This is a genomic window from Curtobacterium sp. LFS079, from assembly GCF_047977865.1.
Lineage (GTDB): Bacteria > Actinomycetota > Actinomycetes > Actinomycetales > Micrococcaceae > Arthrobacter.
Genome location: NZ_JBFPFO010000003.1, coordinates 91,311 through 112,073, shown reverse-complemented (window position 1 = coordinate 112,073; position 20,763 = coordinate 91,311). Strand labels below are relative to the sequence as shown.

The following is a 20,763-nucleotide window of genomic DNA, read 5'->3' as shown; positions in this document are numbered from 1 at the left end:
GGCGCCCTACCGATACTCCAAAGGAATACCAACTGCCCATGAACGGCTCACTTCAATTTCGGTCCTTCGCGCCCCTGCCCGACACGCCTGCGGATCCCGTCGATTGCGGCGGCGATGAGGATTGCTTCTACTGCAGCTGCCCGGAGACCGACTGACATGGCGCCTACCTCCACGATTGCTACCGCGCCGGCCGGCAGCAGACCCGCCATCCAACCCTGGAGCGTGCGGGATTTCCACCCCGATGACCTGGACCAGCTCATCGGCGTCTGGCAGGACTCCAGGACGCCCGGGGTGCACCCCGTCTACACCCTCGCGGAAATCATCGACGCCTGTTCCAACGGCGTCGCCGCCGTCGCAGTCAGCGAAGGGCGGGTCATCGGGGCAGTGGTATGCAAAATCCAGGATGCCCGGGCCTGGATCGTCATGCTTGCCCAATCCGCGGACTGGCGGGAACAAGGACTCGGCAGCGCGTTGCTGGCAGGCATGGAGGACCGGCTCACCAGCCAGGGGATCCAGCGGGTTTCCGCGCTGCTGCCAGCCTCCGAGACCAGGGTCCGCGCCTTCCGGAACAGCGAATACAAGGTGGAGGAGGACCTCCACTACTTCGAACGAACCATCCCCCTGCAGGCCAAGGAGATCGGGCCGCTCAGCCAACTGGGTGGCCGGCTCCTCCCCCACGGCCTCTGGGACGCCCTGGCCGGCATGCAGGGTGAAAAGTCCCTCATCGAGAACCGGCTGATCCTGCCGCTGGCACGCACGGAACTGGCCAAGTCCCTGGGCGTGACCCCGCCGCGGTCCGTGGTCCTTTTCGGCCCGCCCGGCACCGGCAAGACCACCTTCGCCAAGGCAGTGGCTTCCCGCCTCGACTGGCCCTTCGTCGAGGTGTTTCCTTCGCGGCTTGCGGCCGATCCGCAAGGGCTCGCCGGCGCCCTGCGGCAGGTCTTCGCCGACATTGCCCGCCTGGAGCACGCCGTCGTCTTTATCGATGAGGTCGAAGAGATCGCCGCCGCCCGGACCGGCGAGGCGTCGTCACCGCTCCAGGGCGTCACCAACGAACTCCTGAAAATCATCCCCGCCTTCCGGGAGAAGGAAGGGCGCCTGCTGATCTGCGCCACCAACTTCATCCGTTCCCTGGACAAGGCCTTCCTCCGTCACGGCCGCTTCGACTACGTGATTCCGATCGGGCCGCCGGACCTGGACGCGCGGACGGCCATCTGGAACAGGTACATTCCTCCGGCAATCGCGGCGCACATCGACGTCGACGCCCTTGCGCAAGCGAGCGAACGCTTCTCCCCTGCCGACATCGAGTACGCGGCCAGGAAGGCATCCCAGCAGGCCCTCGAACGCGCCGTCCAGGGGACTACGGAATCCCTTGGCAGGGAACAGGCCCTCACCACCGGCGACTACCTGCAGGCCATCGAAGGAACCCGCGCCACCGTCACGGAGCCAATCGTCAAGGAGTTCCTCGAGGACATCCAGCGGATCGCGAGGGTGTAGCCGGCGCTACTCCCCCAGTGTCCGCAGCGTGGCCGCGGCGAACTCCCTGGCCGAAGCGTTCCAGCGGCCCAGCAGGCCCTGGAGGTTCTCGCCGTCGGCCCGGTGCGCAGGGGTTTCGGCCTCGAGCGTGGCCAGGATCCCGCTGCGGAGTTCGGTGTTGAAGTTGACCTTGCCCACGCCCAGGGTGCGGGCCTTCAGCAAGTCCGCGGCGGGGATGCCGGAGGCGCCGTGCAGCACCAGCGGCACCGGGGATTCCGCCGAGATCCGTTCCAGCACGTCCCAGCGGATCTGAGGGGCGCCCGTGTATTTTCCGTGCACGTTGCCGATGGCCACGGCGAGCAGCTGCGCTCCGGAGCGCTCCGCGAAGTCCCGCACCTGGGCGGGATCGCTGAGGCCGGCGGCCTCCTGCTCTTCCGCTCCGAGGGCAAAGGCCTTGTCCTCGTCGCCGGCCAGCCCGCCGAGTTCCGCTTCGAGCACGACGGCGGAAGCACCGTCGGCGTCCAGCCCGCCGTCGACGTCCAGCGCGGCGTCAGCGTCCAGCGCGGCGCGGACCTCGCGCACCAGCGCGATGTTCTCCTCGAGGCCGAGCGAGGAACCGTCCGCGAGCACGCAGTCGGCGCCGGAGCGGACGGACTCAACGATGACCGCCAGGTCCGAGGCGTGGTCGAGCTGCACGCAGACGGGAACCGAGGCGCCGTCGGCCAGGCCGCGGAGGGCCGCGACGAGTCGCTGCCCGGCACGCGAGGCCGCGGTCTTGGGCGCGACGTTGAGGATCACGGGCAGCCCGGTCTCCTCGGCGGCCTCCACCACGGCGGTAGCGGTGGTGAAGTCGTAGCAGGTGAACGCCGGAACGGCCGCCCCGCGCTGCAGGGCGGCCGTTACCAGTTCGTCGAGTCGGGCTCGCATCAGTGGGCCAGTCCTCCGACCAGGATCCAGGCCAGGAAAGTCAGCGCGAAGCCGGCCAGGCCCAGGATGGTGGTGAGCACGGTCCAGGTCTTGAGGCCGTCCGCAACGGTGATGCCGTAGTACCGCACCACCACCCAGAAGCCCGCGTCGGTGACGTGGCTCAGGCCAAGCGCACCGAAGCCGATCGCAATGACGATGAGGGCGATCTGCACCGGAGTGTAACCGCCGCCCTGCACGGCCGCGGTGAGCAGGCCGGTCGTGGTCACAATGGCCACGGTCGCGGAGCCCTGGGCGGCGCGGAGGGCCAGCGAGATGATGAAACCGAGCAGGATGATCGGCAAGCCCATGCCGGAGAGGGTGGAGGAGAGGGCCGCGCCGATGCCGCTGACCTTCAGGACCTCGCCGAACACGCCGCCGGCGGCCACGATCATGAGGATCGAGGCGATCGGGGGCAGGGATTGTTCGAAGATCTCGCCCGTCTCGGACAGCGACCAGCCGCGGCGCACCGCGAGGAAGAAGAAGGCCAGGATGACGGCGACGAGCAGCGCGAACGCCGGGGTGCCGATGAAGGCGAACACGCCGAAGAGCTCGTGGGTCTTCGGCAGGACGAGCGTGCCGATGGTACCGATCATGATCTGGACGATGGGGGTCGCGATGAGCGCCATGATGAGGCCGGCCGAGGGCGGAGCCATGACGGCGGAGTTGATCGAGGTGGCCCCGGGGCCGGACTTGGTGGCGTGCTGCTTGTGGCCCTCGTGGACGGTGTCCGGGTTGCCGTACTCCGCAAGCTGGGCCTTCACGGAGGGCAGGAGTTCCATTTCACGGCGGTTCATCAACGCGCCCACGAAGTAGGAGAGGAAGCCGAGCGGCACGCAGATGGCCAGGGAAAGCATGGTGATGAGTCCGACGTCGGCGCCCAGGACGCCCGCGCCCGCCACGATGCCCGGGTGCGGCGGGACAGCCACGTGGATGGACAGCATGATGCCGGCCATGGGCAGGCCGAACTTGATCGGGTGCAGGTTCAGGAGCTTGGAGAAGGCGTAGACGATCGGGACGAGCACGATCACGCCGACTTCGAAGAACACCGGGATGGCGACGAGGAAGCCGACGGTGGTCAGGGCGATGCCCACGCGGGTGCGGCCGAAACGTGCTACGAAGTGGTCCGCGAGGGACTGCACGCCGCCGGAAACCTCGATCATGCGGCCGAGGATGGCGCCGAGGGAGATGAGCAGCGCTACCTTGCCCATGGTGGTGCCGACGCCGTTGGCCACCACCGTGAAGATGTCCTTGAGCGGGATCTGGGCCGCGAGGGCGACGCCGATGCTCACCGTGAGCAGGGCGACGAAGGCCTGGACCTTGAAGCGGATGATCATGACCAGCAGCACGGCCACGCCGAGGGCGGCGATGGTCAGCAGCAGCGGGGTGCCAAGCTCCACGGCCGGCTTGATGACGGGAGGGGCGTCTGCGGCCCGCACCGCCAAGGAATTGATGAGCGGATTCATCGGGGATTGTCTCCTTTGACGTGCTAGTTAAAGGCTAGCTGGGGTGCTTGACGGCGGAGGGGGGGACCGCCGTCAAGCGGCTTTGAGGGGGATGTACTACTTGGAGCGCCGGGTACTACTTGGTGCGACGGGTGGGCGCGACGACCTTGATGACGGCGGAGTCGTCGGCTGCGGCGAGGCCCTGCGCCTGGCCGAGCAGGTAAAGCTGTTCCGCGGCTGCGGCGACAGGTGCGGCGAGGCCGGCGGCACGGGTTGCCTTGCCCACGATGCCCATGTCCTTGACGAAGATGTCCAGGCGGGAGAGCACCTCGGCGCCCTCCTCGGTGTAGGCCTCGAGGATGCGCGGGCCGCGGTTGGAGAGCATGAAGGAACCTGCGGCCCCCGCTTCGAGGGCGGCCAGGGTCTTCTCCTGGTCCAGGCCAAGTGCGTCGGCCAGGGCCAGGGCTTCGGCGGCGGCCGCGATGTGGACGCCGCACAGCAACTGGTTGACGGTCTTCAGGGCCTGGCCGTCGCCGGGCTTGTCGCCCACGATGCTGAGGGTGGAGGCCAGCAGTTCCAGGGCCGGGCGGGCCTTTTCGAGGGCAGCCGGCGCGGCACCGACCACGATCAGCAGGTCGCCTTCGCCCGCGCGCTTGGGCCCGCCGGACAGCGGTGCGTCAACGAGTTCGACGCCGTACTCCGCCAAACGTGCGACCGTTGCCGGGATCGCTTCGGTGCCGACGGTGCTGCCGAGGATGACGACGGCGCCTGGCTCCAGTACCGAGGCAACACCGTTCTCGCCGAAGAGGACGTCGTTGAGCTGTTCGCCGTTGCGCACGGCCAGCAGCAGGGCGTCGGCGCCCTTGGAGGCTTCCCGGGCGGAGGAGAAGGTGCGGATGCCGGCGTCGGCAGCGAGCTGCAGGCGCGGTTCGGCGATGTCGAAGCCGTGGACGGTCAGCTGGGAGGCCATGCGGGTGGCCATGGGCAGGCCCATGGCGCCGAGGCCCAGGACGGTGACGGTGTAGTTGCTGGTCATGGTGTTCTCCATTGAATACTGGGGCGTACTAGAAGGAAGTGCTGAGCTTGCGGGTGACCTGGGCGAGGGAGTCGTCGTCGCCCACGTTGCCGGCGAAGACGATGTACGGGATGCCCTTCGCGGGCCCGTCCACCGGCTCCCACAGCGAGACGATGCCCGGCAGCATGGGGCCGCGGACGATCGCGTGCCGGATTTCCAGGCCGTGCGCCGCGACGTCGGAGGAGGTGATGCCCCCCTTGGCGATGACGAAGCGCGGCGGGAAGGTCTTCAGCGTCCGGTTCACCACGGAAACGACGGCGGCGGAAACGGTGCGGGCGATCTGCAGGCTCGCGGCGGCGTCGTCGCTCTTGATGAGCAGGCGGCTGGTGTGGACGATTACGTCGCCTTCGTGCAGGGCGTCGACGACGGCGCCCACCACGGTGTCCGTGTAGCTGTCAGCTTCTTCCGCTGCTTCGGTTTCGGCGGCGAGCAGTTTCTCGACGTCGATCTCGATGATGCGGGCGGAGCTGTGTTCCGCGGTGAGGACGTTGAGCTGGCGGGTGGTGAGCCCGACGTGCGAGCCGACCACGATCAGGCCGCCGGCTGTGGAGGGGGTGTTGCCTTCAAAGGCTTCCTCGCCGCCGAGCGCGGCGCGGATTTCCTGGCCGATGCGGCCGCGCACAAAGGGCGGGCCCACACGGTAGAGGAGCTTCTTGCCGCGGTGCTCGGCTTCCTCCAGGCCGAGGGCGAGCAGGCGGAAGTCGTTCTCGCTGACGATGTCAGCGACGATCGGCGTGGAGTTGGCCGCGGATTCGATGGCGTCGGCAATGGCCTTGGCGGCGATCTGCGGATCGTTTTCGGAACCGGCTGCACGGATGACGTTCAAGTCCAAGACGATCACGGAGTCCGCGGCGAAACGGCCTTGCGACTTCTCCTCCACATACTTGGCCATCTCGGAGTTGGCGAAGCCGAAGCTGGCGTCCTTGGCGAACTCGGTCTCGGATACCCGGGTGAGGGTGCCGGCGTCGCCGCGCATGTAGTGCACACCGCCGATGGTGACGCGGCCGGCGTCGGGGAATGCGGGAACGATCACGACGCCGTCGGTCGCCTCGCCGGTGCAGGCGGCGACCGTGGCGGCGATGACGTCCGTCTCCAGCGGGTAGTGGCCGCGCAGGGTCGAATCGGAGCGGCTGACGAAGCCCACGCGCACGCCGGCGGCCGGGGCTGCGGCGAGGGCGTTGCGGACGATTTCTTCGTTGCGGTGGGCGGCCTCGGCGGGGTCGAGGCTGCGGGTGTTGGTGAGGACGTACACGGCGGGCTCCAGGCCGTTGTCCACCACGTGGGTGAAGGCCCAGGCGAAGTCCTCGATGTCCCAAACCGTCAGCACGGGCAGCTTGGCCACGGACTGGGTTCCGGTGGGGTCGTCGTCCAGCACCACCAGAATGCGCGGCGAGGAGGCGGCGGACGCGGCGACGGCGTCGGCCACGAGCTGGGCAGGAACCTGGACTTCGGCCGGGAAGGCGGCCAGGACGTCGGCTTCAAGGGCCACGGGGCACTCCATTGTGTGGGAAAGGCTGCTATCTGTTTTGAATGTAAGATGTCAGACATCTTGCATTTGCTCAAGTGTGACACAGCTCCCCACCGCCGTGCAAGGTGTTACCGGCGCTAGGCTGGCCGCATGGCTGACACCTTGATTTGGACCGGCTCATACACGGCCGATGCCGGCGGCAGCGGCGAGGGAATCGGGGCCCTGCGGGCAGGGTCGGACGGCTCACTGGAATCCCTCGGCCTCGCGGTCGCCTGCGAGTCGCCGTCGTTCCTTGCCGCGCATCCGACCCTCCCCGTGGTGTATGCGGTCCACGAACACGCACGAACGGTGCGGGCTTATCGGCGCACCGGCGCCGCCGGGCTTGAGCCCTTCGGCCGGCCCTGGAGCGCCGGCGCCGCGGCCTGTCACGTGGCCATCGACCCGCGGGGCCACTTCCTGATGGTCGCCTGCTGGGGCGACGGCCAGGTGCTGCTGTACGAGCTTGATCACGACGGCGACATCACTTCACGCACCGCAGCCGATCAGTCACAGGACCCATACGGCGCCGGCAGGCCCAGCCGGGCACACGCCTCCCTCATGCTGCGGGGCGGCCGGATCATGACCACGGATCTCGGGCACGACCTGCTGCGGCTGTGGGACTACGTGCCGGGCGAAGGGCTGCGGGGGGTGCAGCAGATTGTGCTGCCGAAGGACTCCGGGCCGCGGCACCTGGTTCAGCACCCGGGCGGAGCGGTCTTCGTGGTCACCGAATACTCCATCCAGGTCGCCACGGTGCGCGCCGGCGAGGACGGCCGTTTCGCCCTCGCCGCCATCGGCCCGGCGGGCGTGGAGGAAGCGTCCGACGGCGACGCGGCGGCGGAGATCGCCCTGTCACCTGACGGGCGCCACGCCTATGTGGGCGTCCGCGGTTCCAACCGCATCTGCACGCTGCGGGTCGGCGACGACGGCACCCTCATCGAGCCTGTGGCCGACACTCCCAGCGGCGGCGACTGGCCGCGCCACCACCTGGTCCGCGAAGGCTGGCTGCATGTGGCACACGAGCGCTCCAACGACGTCGTGACGTTCCGCCTGGATCCGGAGAGCGGCCTGCCTGCGGGACCGGCCGGACGGCTGGAAACCGGATCGCCCACGGCGCTTATTGTCGGAGGCCAAGCCTAGGCCTCCGGGAATCACAGGCGGCACCTCCAAGCCGATCCAACAACGGATCTTGCGGGCGCCATGACATTCTGCTGGATCACCCATAATCCCGGGCCCGGCAGAACCGCGGCTTTCCGCACTCGCCCGACCAGCCCGCCCCGGGTGATCCAGCAGAATGTGCGCACGAACCCAAAGGCCGGCCGCCTCCTGGATTCGACCCGGCAGGTCGTCGCGGCATCATTCCGCGCGGCGCGCACCGGCCACGTGCTTCTGCAAGGGAGGCCGGGCGCCGAGCGAATGGCACCGCGGGATCTGTCACGATCTCGCCCCGACCCGCGGCGCCATGACATTCTGCTGGATCACCCACAATCCGGGCCCGGCAGAACCGCGGCTTTCCGCGCTCTCCCCGGCCAGCCTGCCTGGGTGATCCAGCAGAATGTGCGCACGAGCCCCTTGGCAGCGATTGAAAGCGTTTCCAATATTGAGCAGGAATGCAGATTAAGAACCAGCGAAATGGCGATAAATAGCCTAGATTCAGCCACTACAAGCGTTTACAGTTGTGACTTGCCACACAGCATCCTCGTATCGTGAAAGGCTCAATCACTTGTCATTCCCCAGAACCTCCAAGGACGGAGCTGCGCGCCGGGTCGGCCACCGTCGGCCGCTCGGCCGGACTGCCGCCGTCGTCCTGGCCACCGCACTGGCCTGTTCCGCAACCGTTCTTCCCGCCGGCGCCGCCAATGCCGCCGACACTGCCCGGAAGCCCTCTCCTGACGCCGCGCATTCTGTCCGCGGTGGCATCAGCGAGCAAAACTTCTACTTCGTCATGGCCGACCGTTTCAACAACGGCAGCACCGCCAACGACACCGCCGGCCTCGGCACGAATCCCTTGGTGTCCGGCTTCGAACCCACCCGCAAGGGCTACTACAACGGCGGCGACCTCAAAGGCCTGCAGGACCGCCTCGACTACATCAAGGGCCTGGGAACAAACGCCCTCTGGCTCACGCCGAGCTTCAAGAACAAAGCTGTCCAGGGCGGCGGACAGCTGGACAACAGCTCGGCCGGTTACCACGGCTATTGGGTCACCGACTTCACCCGGATCGACCCCCACCTGGGCACGAACGCCGAGCTGAAGTCGCTGATCGACGCCGCGCATTCACGCGGAATGAAGGTCTATTTCGACATCATCGCCAACCATACGGCGGACGTCATCCAGTACCGGGAGAATTCCGCCGCGCCCTATATCACCAAGGCCACCTCGCCCTACCGCTCCGCGAGCGGCGAGGTCTTCGACGACCACGACTACGCGGGCACCGAAAGCTTCCCGGCCCTCGACGCCGCAACGTCCTTCCCGTACACGCCGTTCGTTCCGGCCGCGGAGAAGGACGTCAAGGTCCCGGCCTGGCTCAACGACCCCACGCTGTACCACAACCGCGGCAACACGAACTTCGCGGGCGAGGACTCCACGTACGGGGACTTCTTTGGACTGGACGACCTCTTCACCGAGCAACCACGCGTGGTCAACGGCATGGTGGATATCTACACGGGCTGGATCCGGGACTTCGGGATCGACGGCTTCCGGATCGACACCATGAAGCACGTCAACGACGAATTCTGGCAGCAGTTCGGCCCGCGGGTCCTGAACTACGCCAAGGCCCACGGCAAGGAGCAGTTCTTCATGTTCGGCGAGGTCTTCGACACCTCCAAGGCCATCACCTCGAAGTACACCACCCGGAACCGCATGCAGGCCGTGCTGGACTTCGGCTTCCAGGGCGCAGCCCGCAGCTTCGCTTCGCAAAGCAGCAAGGCTTCCGGCCTGCAGGACTTCTTCGGCGGGGACGACTGGTACACCGACGCCGACTCCAACGTCTACCAGCTGCCCACCTTCCTGGGTAACCACGACATGGGCCGGATCGGCATGTTCATCTCCCAGGACAACGTCGGCGCCTCCGATGCCGAATTGGTGAAGCGGGACGATCTGGCGCACGAACTGATGTACTTCTCGCGCGGCAACCCGGTGGTCTACTACGGCGACGAACAGGGATTCACGGGGGCCGGCGGCGACCAGGATTCCCGCCAGCCGATGTTCGCCAGCCAGGTCCAGGAGTACCTCGACGACGACCTCCTGGGCACCTCGGCCACGCACGCCACCGCCAACTTCAACACCGGGCACCCGCTGTACCGCAAGATCAAGGAACTCGCCGCCCTCACCAGGGAGCACCCGGCCCTCCGCGACGGCGCCCAGCAACACCGCTACGCCGCGGACGGCGCCGGCATCTACGCTTTCTCCCGGATTGGAGCCACCGAACAGCGCGAATACCTCGTGGCACTGAACAACAGCGAAACCACGCAGACCGCGGCCGTGCCCGCGTACCGGGCCAACGCCGGGTTCAAACGGATCTACGGCGACGCCGCGAAGGAACTCACCACGGCCGCGGACTCCACCCTGACCGTCACCGTGCCGCCGCTCTCGGCCGTCGTGTACCGCGCGGTGGACAAGCTCCCGACGTCGACGGCGGCTCCCGCTGTCACGCTCGGCAAGCCAGTCACCGCCGCGGCGGACAGCAGTCGCATGAAGGTCAGCGCCGCCGTCGACGGCAAATCGTTCAACGAGGTCAGCTTCGAGGCCCGGGTTCCGGGCGGCGACTGGCAGCGCATCGGCGTTGACGACAACGCCCCGTACCAGGTGTTCCACGACGTTTCCGCCCTTGCGGCGGGCACCGCCGTCGAGTACCGGGCCGTGGTGCTGGACAACGCAGGCCACACCGCAGCAAGCGATGTCCGCAGCGGGACCGTCGGCGAACCCACCCAGCCGGATACGGTCACGGTGGCCGGCAGCCTCGACAGCGAACTCGGCTGCTCCGCGGACTGGCAGCCTGGCTGCGCCCAGGCCGGCATGAGCTACGACCCCACACACCGCCTGTGGCTGCTGCGGGTCCCGGACCTGCCGGCCGGCCACTACGAGTTCAAGGCAGCACTCAACGGCGGCTGGGACGAAAACTACGGTGCCGGCGGCGAGGCCAACGGGCCCAACATCGCCCTGGACCACCCGGGCGGTCCGGTCACGTTCATCTACGATCACAGCACCAACGTCATCCGCGCGGCCTACGCCGGCCAGCAGCCTGCCGCGGTTTCCGTGCCGGGCAGCCTGGACTCGGAGCTGGGCTGCGCCGGGGACTGGATGCCGGACTGCGCCCAGGCCCAGCTTGCCTATGATCCGGCTGACGGCGCGTGGAAGCTCTCAGTCGCAGACCTCCCGGCGGGCAGCTACGAGTTCAAAGCCGCCATCAACAATTCCTGGGCGGAGAACTACGGGCTGGGCGGTGCGGCCAACGGCAGCAACATCCTGCTCAACCACTCCGGCGGTCCGGTGACCTTCCGCTACGACCCCGCCAGCCACCTCATCACGGCCGGCTGAGACCCTCCACCCGGATAGACTCGGAAAACACGGGCCCGCGTTGCGTCGATTGTGCGCAACGCGGGCCCGTGTTTTCCGGGGTGACAGGCGGAGCGCTGCAGTGCAGCGTAAAATGTCAGACATCTATGGTGTTGCCTGCGCGCAGGCAACACCGCAAGCCGGCCCGGCCGGCGCAAGAGAAACGGAGCACCATGGCACGCAAGTCGCTGGTCGGCGTCGTCGCTGATGAGCTGCTGGACCGCATCGTGGCGGGCGAGTTCCCGCCCGGAACAGTGGTCCCGGGCGAACTCGAGCTCAGCGCGAAGCACGAAGTCAGCCGGATGACCGTCCGCGAAGCCATGAAGACTCTCCAGGCGCAGCAGATCCTCAGCGTGGAAAGGGGCCGCGGCACCTTCGTGAACCCCCTCAACCGCTGGGCCTCGCTGGAAGCCGTGCTGCGTGCCGCCTCCGAAGGGGAGAAGGACGCCGCTGCCGCCGTCCAGCTCATCGAACTGCGCCGCATGCTCGAAACCGGAGCCTGCGAACTGGCAGCGTCCAAAGTCTCGGCGGAAGACCTCGCCCAGCTGCGCAGGCACGTCGATGCAATGCAGGCTGCCCACGGGAAGAACGACGTCTCCGCGTTCGTCGAGGCGGACCTGGCCTTCCATGACGTGATCCTGCACGCCTCCGGCAACGTATTCGTCGCCGTGCTCTTCGAGCCCCTCCAACGCGTCCTCGAGGCCCGTCGCACCCAGACCTCCAAGGTTCCCGAGATCCAGGAGCACGCGATCGGCCACCACCGCAGCATCCTCGAGGCGCTGGCCTCCGGCAGTCCGGACAAGGCCCGCCAGGCGATGGACGCCCACATGCAGCAGACCCTGGACGACCTGAAGAGCTACGTGCTCGAGGCCTGAGCTTCCCTCGACCCCCGTTGCGAGGCCCGCTCTACGTCCAATGGATCCCTCAAAGGACGCAGAGCGGGCCTCGCATTTGCCTGGAACGCTCAGAACAGCGGGATCTGGACTTCCTTGATCCACTGGCCGCGGCGGTAGTCGCGGGCCTTGACGATGACGCAGTCCTTGTAGACCTCCACCTGCAGGCCGCTGGCCTCACGGGGGTCCAGCGCACGTTCGCCGCCGGTGCCGTTGTCCTCCCAGAGGGTCTGGATGGCGCCGGTGTTGATGACCTGGAAACCCTGGAGGTTCTCCATCCCCGGAACGGTGCGGCGCACTTCCCAGTCGGCCAGCTGGAGGGCCCAGTGGGTGTGCGAGGTAAAGACGAAGGCGTTCGGGTACTTGCCGAGGATGCCCAGCAGGCGGTCCGCCTGGAGGTAGTCGCTGAGGTAGAGCTTGTTGCGGGTTCCGGAGACCGTGTCCGGCAGCGGGTGGTGGGTGAAGACCATCACGGGCTTCCGGCGGGCGCTCCAGTAGGCCAGCCGCTCCTCGAACCAGGCGATCTGCTCTTCGCTGAGCCACACCTCGTCCCAGAGTTTGGCATCGTGGTAGTGCATGTACTTCTCGGTGCCCAGGATCAAGCCGGGAACCCCGCCCAGGTCGATCTCGGTGTAGACCTTGTCCCGGCCGGTGAACCTGTAGAAGCTTTCGAAAAGCGAGGCCTCGGTGGTGCCGTTCGGCCAGCTCGCCTGCGCCAGCGTTGACGGGCTGGAGTACTTGGGGACGTAGAACTCGTGGTTGCCGATGCCCCAGTGGACGTTGGCGGCGTGCGGATTGGCGTCCAGGACCTTGCGGACGGCCTCGTATTCGAAGTCGTAGCCGCGCGGGGTGATGTCGCCGTTGACCACCAAGCCGGCGCTGCGGCCGGCCGGGTTGGTCTTCTCGATGTCCTTCAGGGCCAGGTCGAAGTCGCCCAGGTCGCCCTGGACATCGCTGATGACGGTGAACACGGTAGGCGTACCGGACGGACGGGTGCTGCCGAACGCGGGGGTGGTGCTTGCGGTGGCGGATCCTGCGGAGGCGGCGGTGGCGCCGACGGCGGCCAGGCCGGCGAGGGACGCGGCAATCGCCGTGCGGCGGCTCGGGGAAGTCATAGGGAGTTTGGCCTTTCAGCTTGCGGGTGGATGTTTCAACCCCCGCAGCCTAAAGACATCGGATGAATAGGCGGGAAACGCCCCGTTACCGCTTGAAACTTTAGGGATAATCCTCGCCACAACACCGCGAAACAACCGATGAAACCCCGGAGCGCCTACCCCTAGCCGCGAGCCTTTGCCTGGGCTAGTCTGCTCTCACCGCCTGCTTGCCGGGCCGCGCCTGCCTCCAGGTCGCGTGCCGGGCCGCAGGCACCAAGGACGATCGCGAGGAGCACAAAATGGCTGACCACACTTACAGCATTTCCGAGATTGTTGGGACTTCTTCCGAAAGCATCGATGCTGCCATCAAGAACGGCATCGCCACTGCAAAACAGACCCTCAGGCACCTCGACTGGTTCGAAGTGAAGGAGATCCGCGGCCATCTCAATGAGGGCGACGTGGCCGACTGGCAGGTCAGGATCAAGCTTGGCTTCCGGCTGGAGCGCTGACTCCTCGCAAGCGAATAACAGCAAAAGGTTGGCGGGGAGGACCGGCACACTGTGAGGTGTCCGGTCCTCCCGCTTCGTCTTTGGCGGGCTGCCGGCGCGCAGGCGTTCACGCGGATCCGGCGTTGTTTCCCTTCGCCTTCGCATCGATGATGGCCGTGATGATGTCCAGCGCGCGGGAGAGTTGCAGGTCCGATGGCGCACCGTAGCCGATGACCAGCCCGTTTTCCGCGCCCCCTTCGGCAAAGTATCCCTCCAGGGACACAACGCAGACGCCCTGCTTCAGGGCTTCTTCGACGACCTCGCGGGCGTCCACCCGCTCGTCGATGCGGATAATGGCGTGGAGGCCGCCGTCGAGGGCTGCCAGCTTCAGATCGGCGCGTCCTCCCAGGCGGTCGATCATCAAGGCCCGCCGGTGGGCATACTGCCGCCGGGCCCGGGCGATATGCCTCGCCAGCCCTCCGCCGTCGAGATAGTTGGCCAGCGCTGACTGCAACATGCCGGAGACCGGGGTATCCAGCTCTTCCCTGGCTCTCTTGATGCGCTCCCCTGCTGCTCCCCGGACCACGAGGTAGCCACAGCGCAGCCAGGGACTCAAGGTCTTCGAGAAGGTGCCGATCAGGATCACGTCGGCGTTGGAGGGCAGCGAGGCGAGCGCCGGCAAGGGCATCCTTGTGTGGCGGAATTCGCTGTCGTAGTCGTCCTCAAGAACCGTCACGTGGTTCCGCCCGGCCCAGGCGAGCACGGCGAGGCGTTCCTGGACCGGCATGCGGCCGCCCAGCGGATACTGGTGGCTGGGAGTGAGCAATATGGCATCGGGGCGGGACCCCAGGGCGTTGAGCCGGCGTGCTTCTGACCCGTCTTCCCCGACCGGAATCGCTTCAACGAGGGCGCCGGCGGCGGTCAGCACCCGCCGGGCGGTCGGGTATCCAGGATCTTCAACAAGAACCCTGGGAGCGCCTGTTCTACTGCGCAGGGCCGTTGCGATGAGCTGGAGGGCGTCGCTGGTGCCGGCGGTAATGACGATGTCCCCAGCGTCCACGGTGAGTCCCCGGGATGCGCCCAGGTGGCGGGCCAAGGCTGTGCGCAGGGCCGGCATTCCCAATGCAGGAGGGAGCTCAACCTGGACCGGCTCGCCGATGGCTTTCTTCCATGCTGCCTTCCATTCAGGGTCCCGGAACGGCTCGCCGGAGGGCCTGCCAGGGGTCAGGTCGATCATGGCCTTCGGAACCGGCGCGGGCTTGGGTGTGGTTTTCGGCGCGGGCATTCCGCGGCCGTCGAGGCGCACCGCTACGCGGGTGCCGGCCGATCCACGGCTTTCCAGGTACCCCTCGCCGGAGATCTGCTCGTAGGCCCGCACCACCACGCCGCGGGATACTCCCAGCTCAGCGGCGAGTCGCCGCGAGGCGGGCAGGGTGTGTTCGGGCCGAAGGGTTCCTTCGAGGATCGCTTCCCTTAGCCGGCCCGCGAGCTGGGCTGCGAGCGGAACATGGCTGGTGCGGTCCAGGACGATCGGAAGTTCCACCTCCATTTTTGGTCCCCTCATTCTCTTGATTCTTGGATCTATGTTAGAACCAAGCCGACTGTGAGCATGAGTACGGGGCTGCTTGTTGATTCATCAGCAACCCCATCCGTACCGCCTGACGCCCACCCGAGGAGCCAACCATCATGTTCACCGGCCTCAACGCCTTCCCCCTGACGCCGCTCGCTGAACAGCGCATCGACGAAGCCGCATTCACCACATTGGTGGAGCGCCTTGTAGCGGCCGGCGTCGACGCGATCACCGCACTGGGATCGACCGGCTCCTACGCCTATTTCACCCGGGAAGAGCGCGCCCGCGTGGCGCGCCTGGCCGTCGGCAGCGCCGGAGACGTGCCGGTCATGATCGGAGTGGGCGCGCTGCGCACCAAGCATGTCCTTGAACTGTTGGAGGACGCCCAGGGCGCCGGTGCCGCGGGCGTCCTGCTCGCGCCGGTTTCCTACCAGACACTCACCCCGGAGGACGTCTACGGTTTGTTCGAGGACGTGACCCGGGAACTGTCCGTCCCGCTGGCGCTCTACGACAACCCCGGGACCACCCGTTTCGCCTTCACGGACGAGCTCTACCGGGCCATCGCCGCGCTTCCGAACGTCGCCTCGATCAAGATCCCCGGTGTTCCCGCGGACCCTGCTGCGGCATCCGCGCGCATCGCCCAGTTGCGGAGCATCCTCCCCGCCCACGTCACGATCGGGGTGTCCGGAGACGCGTTCGCCGCGACAGGACTGAACGCCGGATGCGATGCCTGGTATTCGGTGATCGGCGGCACCCTGCCCGCCCTGGCCTTGGAGCTGACCCGGGCCGCCCGATCCGGGGATGCGAGCAGTGCACGGGAGATCTCCGGGCGCCTGCAACCGTTGTGGGACCTCTTCAGCCGCCACGGCAGCCTCCGTGTGACCGCGGCAATTGCCGAATACCTCGGCCTGGCCCAGCCGCACAGCCTCCCCCTGCCCATCCGCGGGCTCGACGGCGGCCAGCGCGCCGACGTCGAACGCGTCTGCGAGCTGCTGGACTTCACGGGGGTCCGGCAGGCGTGAAAAGCATGAGCGCCCCTGTGACGGGGCAGCACCTACAGGACGGGCCGCGCACGGCGCCCGGGGGCCTGGCGCGGTATGTCGCCGCAGCAACCCTGGCCCGCACAGCCGACGGCGGCGCGGTGGTCGCCATCGTGCTGCTCGCGACCACCAGCGGCGCACCCGGCTGGCTTGCCGGTCTGCTGGGCGCGGCGATCACCGCCCCGCACCTGGCCGGTCCGTTCATCGCACGCGTGCTCGACACCGCGAAGGACGGCCGCACCGTCATCGCCTGGGCGTGCATCTTCCATGGCGCGACGCTGGCTGCCGCCGTCCTCGTCTACCCACATGTGTGGACGGTCATCACGGTCGCGCTGCTCGTTGCTTCCGGGCTGGTCGGCCCCCTGCTCACCGGAGGCATCAGCAGCCGCCTCCCGGCCATTGCAGGTCCTGACCGCTCAAGCCAGCGCCGCGCACAGGGCTGGGACGTTGCCACCTACGGCATCGGCGGCACCATTGGCCCCTCGCTCGTGGCAGCGATCTCCGCCTGGTCCAGCCCAACCGTGGCGGTACTCGTCCTCGCCGCCGGAACCTTCGCCGCGGCCGGACTCATACGCCTGCTTCCCTATGCGGCACCGCCGGCCGACGCCGGCGAAGTGCCACACCCAGCGCAAACCCTCGGGCTGATGCTCACTACCGGCCCACTGCGCCGCACCCTCTACCTGACCGTGATCGTGGCGTTCTCCGTCGCGGTGCTCCCGATCACCGCCGTCGGCGCTGCCGGTCCCCTCGGCGTCGCCCCGGCCGCTGCCGGCATCCTGACGGCGGCCTACGGGCTGGGCGGCCTGGCCGGGTCCGGGATGCTCATGGTCAAACCCTTGCCCGGAGACGCCGACCGCACCATGACCCATCTGGCAGCGATCGTTGCGGCCGCGCTGGGCCTCGTTGCGCTCACCGGCGTCTTCTGGGCAGCGGTTGGCGCCTATGCCGTTGCCGGGGCGGCGAACTCGCTGTTCTTTGCCGCGACGTTGGCCGCACGCAGCGAATACGCGCCCGCCAGGGCGCGGGCCCAGGTGTTCGTCTGGGTAGGGGCATTGAAGATCGCCGCAGGCTCTGCCGGGACGGCGTTCGCAGGGGCCACCATCGCGACGGCGGTGCACGCCCCTCTGGTCGTCGTCCTCACCGCTACGCTGGCCTCTTCCGGGGCATCGCTCCTCGAACGCCTGCGGGAACGGCGGGCGTCACCCAGCCGCACGGCGTCCTGAAAACGGGAAGACCTTCGAAGGCCGTTTCCGAAGCTAGGCTGCCCAGACCTCGAGGGGATCGTTACCGCAGATCAGGCGGCGGCCGCTCTGCTCCAGGACGATCCACAGCATGCGGTGCTCGCCGGCCACCTCATCGACGATGCCGGTGTCATAGCCCCAGCCGTCTTCGTGGACCCAGACGGCGTCGCCGCGGTTGAACGTGGACCAGTCGGCGGGCGGAACAAGCCTCGCTTCGGGTGCGGGCTTGCTGGGAGCAACCACCACGGGCATCATGCCGAAACCGCCATCGCCGGGCGCGGGCGCCACATGGTCGGAGTGCCGTTGTGGGCAGGGAAGACGTGGCCCTCGGCGAAGGTCTGCACGGCCTGCGGCTCGGCGTCGGGGCTCCACGGCCCGGAAGCGGGAACGTGGGAGCCGGTGGGGCTGACGGGGGCAACGCGGTTGCCCAGGAGTGCGATGCGCTTCATCGTTGAACCTCATGCTTGGCCGTTGGAGATCAGGAACTTCCTCAAGCCTAGAAAGTCGCGCAGCTCACACCAATGGGCATTTGGCCAGAGATTCGCAAGCTTGATGTGCAGCCAAACAGTCGCCGCTCGAGGCGTCTCCCACCGATCGCCGATCGTTGACTTGTCTCGTGGACATAACCTAGCGTTCCCCGCATTGACAACGATGTCTATTGGGGAAGACACGCGCGATGAAGGGCGAATCCACACAAATGCACAAGAAACGAACCATCGGCCTGCAGTCACTCTCAGCTCTGACGCTCGCCGGACTCACGCTCGCGGGAGCACTCGCCGGAGCAGGTCCCGCCACGGCAGGCAGGGCCGACGTCGGAAGCCCCCTGGCGGGCACCGGGACTTCCGGTGACATCCTGGGGCAAGAGCAGTACCGCCCCGCGTTCCACTATTCGCCGGCCAAGAACTGGATGAACGATCCCAACGGGCTGGTGTTCTACAAGGGGGTGTACCACCTCTTCTACCAGCACAATCCGCAGGGAAACACGTGGGGAAACATGTCCTGGGGACACGCCACGTCCAAGGACCTGGTGAGCTGGAAGGAGCAGCCGTTGGCGATCTCCGCGGACACGCAAGAGGACGTCTTCTCCGGAAGCGTCGTGGTGGACAAGGACAATTCTTCGGGCTTCGGCACAGCAGAGAACCCGCCGCTCGTGGCGATCTACACCAGCGCCTACAAGGAGGCCTCACCGCACCGTGGCCTCCAGGCGCAGTCGCTTGCCTACAGCCTTGATGACGGCCAGACCTGGACCAAGTACAGCGGCAATCCTGTGCTGAACCGTAATTCGGCGAACTTCCGGGACCCCAAAGTGTTCTGGTACAGCTCCCCCGACGGCGGGGGCTACTGGGTCATGACGGCGGTGGAGGCGCTTGAGCACAAGGTGCTGCTCTACAAGTCGGAGAACCTCAAGGACTGGACGGCCCTGAGCCAGTTCGGCCCCGCCAACGCCACCGGAGGCCTGTGGGAGTGCCCGGATCTGTTCCCCCTGGCCGTTGACGGTGATACCAACAACGTCAAATGGGTCATGGTGGTGAACGTGAACCCGGGCGGGGTCGCGGGCGGCTCGGCCGGCCAGTACTTCGTGGGCACCTTCGACGGCACCACGTTCACCTCCGAGACCACGAAGCCGGCGGACGCACTTCCGGCCGGCACCCCGATCGCGGGCTTCAACGACGGCACGTACAACGGCTGGACCGTGAACAACGAGCCCGGCAACTGGAAGAACGGTCCGTTCGCGAACAGCCCTGCGGCAGGATCCCTGCCCGGACAGAACACCGTGAGCGGTTTCGCGGGCGCCGGGCTGGTCAACTCCTTCAACGACGGCGACTGGCCGTTGGGCACCATGTCCTCACCCGACTTCACTGTGGACAGCGATTACATCAACTTCCTGGTGGGCGGCGGCCAGCACCCCCGGGTCTCCGACAAACTGGACAACACTCCCCCGCCCGGCGACCTTCTGTTCAACGGTTTTGAAGGTCCGGACGACAGCACGCTCGCCGACACCGGCTGGACCGGAACCGGCGACCTCGCACCCCAGTTCCAGCCCGCTACCGCCGGCGGTGACTTCTACATCGGCGCCAAACGCATCAATACCTTTGAAACCGGCGGGAATCCCGGGGACGACCGGGAGGGCACCCTGACCTCACCACCGTTCACGGTCGGCAAGAACTTCATCAGCCTGCTGGTGGGAGGCGGCAACCGCACCGCGGAGACCGGACAGGTACTGGAGGCCCAGTTGCTGGTTGATGGCAACGTTGTCAGAAGAACCGCCGGGGACAATGCCGGACAGCTGAACTGGAAAGGCTGGGACGTTTCCGAATTCGCCGGCAAGCAGGCCCAGCTTCGGATCGTGGACCAGGCTACCGGCGGATGGGGACACCTGACCCTGGACCATGTCATGCTGACGGACTCCGCCGCGGTGCCCCGCTCGGACGAAACCACGGTGAACCTTGTGGTCGACGGGCAGGTGGTCCGTTCCACCACGGGCGCCAACAGCGAGGTCCTGGACTGGGCCTCCTGGAACGTCTCGGAGTTCAAGGGCCGCAAGGCGAACATCCGGATCGTGGACAACAACCGCTTCGGCTGGGGCCACATCCTGGCGGACGAGTTCATCGCTTCCGAGCAGTCCGCAAGGCCCCGCATCAACGGCTACGACTGGCTGGACTATGGCCGCGACCTGTACGCCACCGTCTCCTTCGGCAACATGCCGCAGGACAAACGCGTAGTGCTCGGCTGGATGAACAACTGGGACTACGCCAACACGATTCCCACTTCCCCTTGGCGCAGCGCCATGTCGCTGCCCCGCGAGGTGGCGCTGACCCAGACGGTCGACGGGCCGCGGCTTACACAGAAAGCCGTCAAGCAGGTGGACTCCCTCGCCCAGAAACCCAGCTATCAGGACAAGGTAGGCGGGTCCATCGTTCCCGGCACGCACGTGCTGCCCCGCCAGGCTTCTGGCGACGTGCAAAGGATCGACGTCACTTTCAACCCGGGCACGGCGCTGAAATCGGGGATCACGGTGCTTGGAAACGGCACGTCGTCGACCGTCATCGGCTACGACGCCAGGACGAAAGAGCTCTACGTGGATCGTGGAAACTCCGGCAACACCGGATTCAACCCGCTTTTCACATCCTTGGATTCCGCTCCCGTCTCCGTTGATCCGCAAGGCAACATAACCCTGCGCATCTACGTGGACCGCTCCTCCGTGGAAGTCTTCTCCCAGGACGGCCTGCGAAGCATCACCGACCAGGTGTTTCCGGACGCCGGGGCCACGGACGTCGCGCTCTTCGCCGACGGCGGCACGGCGCACCTCAAGTCCCTGACGGTCACGCCGTTGCGGCAGTCGATGTTCAAGTAGCGCCGACAACCCAGCTGACCCGCATCAGGTGCCGTCTGAACCTTCAAACGGCATCAACTGC

The 20,763-nt window shown here is 67.2% G+C and carries 16 protein-coding genes; 8 read left to right on the top strand and 8 right to left on the bottom strand.

The window, feature by feature from the left end:
* The first annotated feature begins 207 nt into the window (after positions 1-207).
* Positions 208-1,497: an ATP-binding protein gene (locus ACNQPB_RS06415; RefSeq protein WP_498750715.1), complete on the top strand. Its 1,290-nt coding sequence runs from the start codon at positions 208-210 to the stop codon at positions 1,495-1,497.
* A gap of 6 nt (positions 1,498-1,503) precedes the next feature.
* On the opposite strand, the gene ACNQPB_RS06410 is transcribed toward ACNQPB_RS06415, so the two are convergent.
* The 4 genes from ACNQPB_RS06410 to ACNQPB_RS06395 all read right to left on the bottom strand — a co-directional run bounded on the left by ACNQPB_RS06410 (position 1,504) and on the right by ACNQPB_RS06395 (position 6,448).
* Positions 1,504-2,403: a class II fructose-bisphosphate aldolase gene (locus ACNQPB_RS06410; RefSeq protein WP_498750101.1), complete on the bottom strand. Its 900-nt coding sequence runs from the start codon at positions 2,401-2,403 to the stop codon at positions 1,504-1,506.
* The gene (locus ACNQPB_RS06405) at positions 2,403-3,905 is read right to left on the bottom strand and encodes a GntP family transporter (protein WP_498750099.1); all 1,503 of its coding nucleotides are present in this window, start codon (positions 3,903-3,905) and stop codon (positions 2,403-2,405) included. Before ACNQPB_RS06405 ends, ACNQPB_RS06410 begins: the two co-directional genes overlap by 1 nt.
* 115 nt (positions 3,906-4,020) lie before the next feature.
* Positions 4,021-4,920: an NAD(P)-dependent oxidoreductase gene (locus ACNQPB_RS06400; RefSeq protein ID WP_498750098.1), complete on the bottom strand. Its 900-nt coding sequence runs from the start codon at positions 4,918-4,920 to the stop codon at positions 4,021-4,023.
* Positions 4,921-4,948: 28 nt separating this feature from the next.
* Positions 4,949-6,448, bottom strand: coding sequence for a four-carbon acid sugar kinase family protein (locus ACNQPB_RS06395; RefSeq protein WP_498750096.1), 1,500 nt, complete (start codon positions 6,446-6,448; stop codon positions 4,949-4,951).
* Between the two features lie 129 nt (positions 6,449-6,577).
* Here ACNQPB_RS06395 and ACNQPB_RS06390 point away from each other — a divergent pair, with 129 nt between their 5' ends.
* From ACNQPB_RS06390 to ACNQPB_RS06380, 3 genes are all read left to right on the top strand, one after another.
* Positions 6,578-7,606 carry a lactonase family protein gene (locus ACNQPB_RS06390; RefSeq protein WP_498750094.1) on the top strand — a complete coding sequence of 343 codons (1,029 nt, stop codon included), beginning with the start codon at positions 6,578-6,580 and terminating at the stop codon, positions 7,604-7,606.
* A gap of 667 nt (positions 7,607-8,273) precedes the next feature.
* A complete protein-coding gene (locus ACNQPB_RS06385) occupies positions 8,274-11,003 on the top strand; it encodes an alpha-amylase family glycosyl hydrolase (protein ID WP_498750713.1) in 2,730 nt (909 codons plus the stop codon).
* A gap of 191 nt (positions 11,004-11,194) precedes the next feature.
* Positions 11,195-11,896, top strand: a complete 702-nt coding sequence (locus ACNQPB_RS06380) for a FadR/GntR family transcriptional regulator (protein WP_498750093.1) — start codon at positions 11,195-11,197, stop codon at positions 11,894-11,896.
* 89 nt (positions 11,897-11,985) lie between these two features.
* Here the strand turns inward: ACNQPB_RS06380 and ACNQPB_RS06375 are convergent, their stop codons facing one another.
* Complete coding sequence (locus ACNQPB_RS06375) at positions 11,986-13,029, bottom strand: metallophosphoesterase family protein (RefSeq protein WP_498750091.1); 1,044 nt, start codon at positions 13,027-13,029, stop codon at positions 11,986-11,988.
* 278 nt (positions 13,030-13,307) lie between these two features.
* Here ACNQPB_RS06375 and ACNQPB_RS06370 point away from each other — a divergent pair, with 278 nt between their 5' ends.
* Positions 13,308-13,517: a dodecin gene (locus ACNQPB_RS06370; protein WP_498750089.1), complete on the top strand. Its 210-nt coding sequence runs from the start codon at positions 13,308-13,310 to the stop codon at positions 13,515-13,517.
* 106 nt (positions 13,518-13,623) lie between these two features.
* On the opposite strand, the gene pdxR is transcribed toward ACNQPB_RS06370, so the two are convergent.
* Positions 13,624-15,060 carry a MocR-like pyridoxine biosynthesis transcription factor PdxR gene (gene pdxR, locus ACNQPB_RS06365; RefSeq protein ID WP_498750088.1) on the bottom strand — a complete coding sequence of 479 codons (1,437 nt, stop codon included), beginning with the start codon at positions 15,058-15,060 and terminating at the stop codon, positions 13,624-13,626.
* 122 nt (positions 15,061-15,182) lie between these two features.
* Here pdxR and ACNQPB_RS06360 point away from each other — a divergent pair, with 122 nt between their 5' ends.
* Together ACNQPB_RS06360 and ACNQPB_RS06355 are read left to right on the top strand one after the other, a co-directional pair.
* Positions 15,183-16,088 (top strand): dihydrodipicolinate synthase family protein, encoded by a 906-nt coding sequence (locus tag ACNQPB_RS06360; RefSeq protein WP_498750087.1) that lies wholly within the window; start codon positions 15,183-15,185, stop codon positions 16,086-16,088.
* 5 nt (positions 16,089-16,093) lie between these two features.
* Positions 16,094-17,329, top strand: a complete 1,236-nt coding sequence (locus ACNQPB_RS06355) for an MFS transporter (protein WP_498750085.1) — start codon at positions 16,094-16,096, stop codon at positions 17,327-17,329.
* A 33-nt stretch (positions 17,330-17,362) separates the two neighbouring features.
* Here ACNQPB_RS06355 and ACNQPB_RS06350 read toward each other — a convergent pair whose 3' ends face one another.
* Entirely contained in the window at positions 17,363-17,590 is a 228-nt protein-coding gene (locus tag ACNQPB_RS06350) for a hypothetical protein (protein ID WP_426301600.1), read from the bottom strand.
* Positions 17,591-17,598: 8 nt separating this feature from the next.
* On the bottom strand, positions 17,599-17,796 hold the full coding sequence (locus tag ACNQPB_RS06345) for a hypothetical protein (protein WP_115790145.1): 198 nt from the start codon (positions 17,794-17,796) through the stop codon (positions 17,599-17,601).
* Between the two features lie 248 nt (positions 17,797-18,044).
* Here ACNQPB_RS06345 and ACNQPB_RS06340 point away from each other — a divergent pair, with 248 nt between their 5' ends.
* On the top strand, positions 18,045-20,702 hold the full coding sequence (locus ACNQPB_RS06340) for a GH32 C-terminal domain-containing protein (protein WP_498750084.1): 2,658 nt from the start codon (positions 18,045-18,047) through the stop codon (positions 20,700-20,702).
* Positions 20,703-20,763 lie beyond the last annotated feature (61 nt).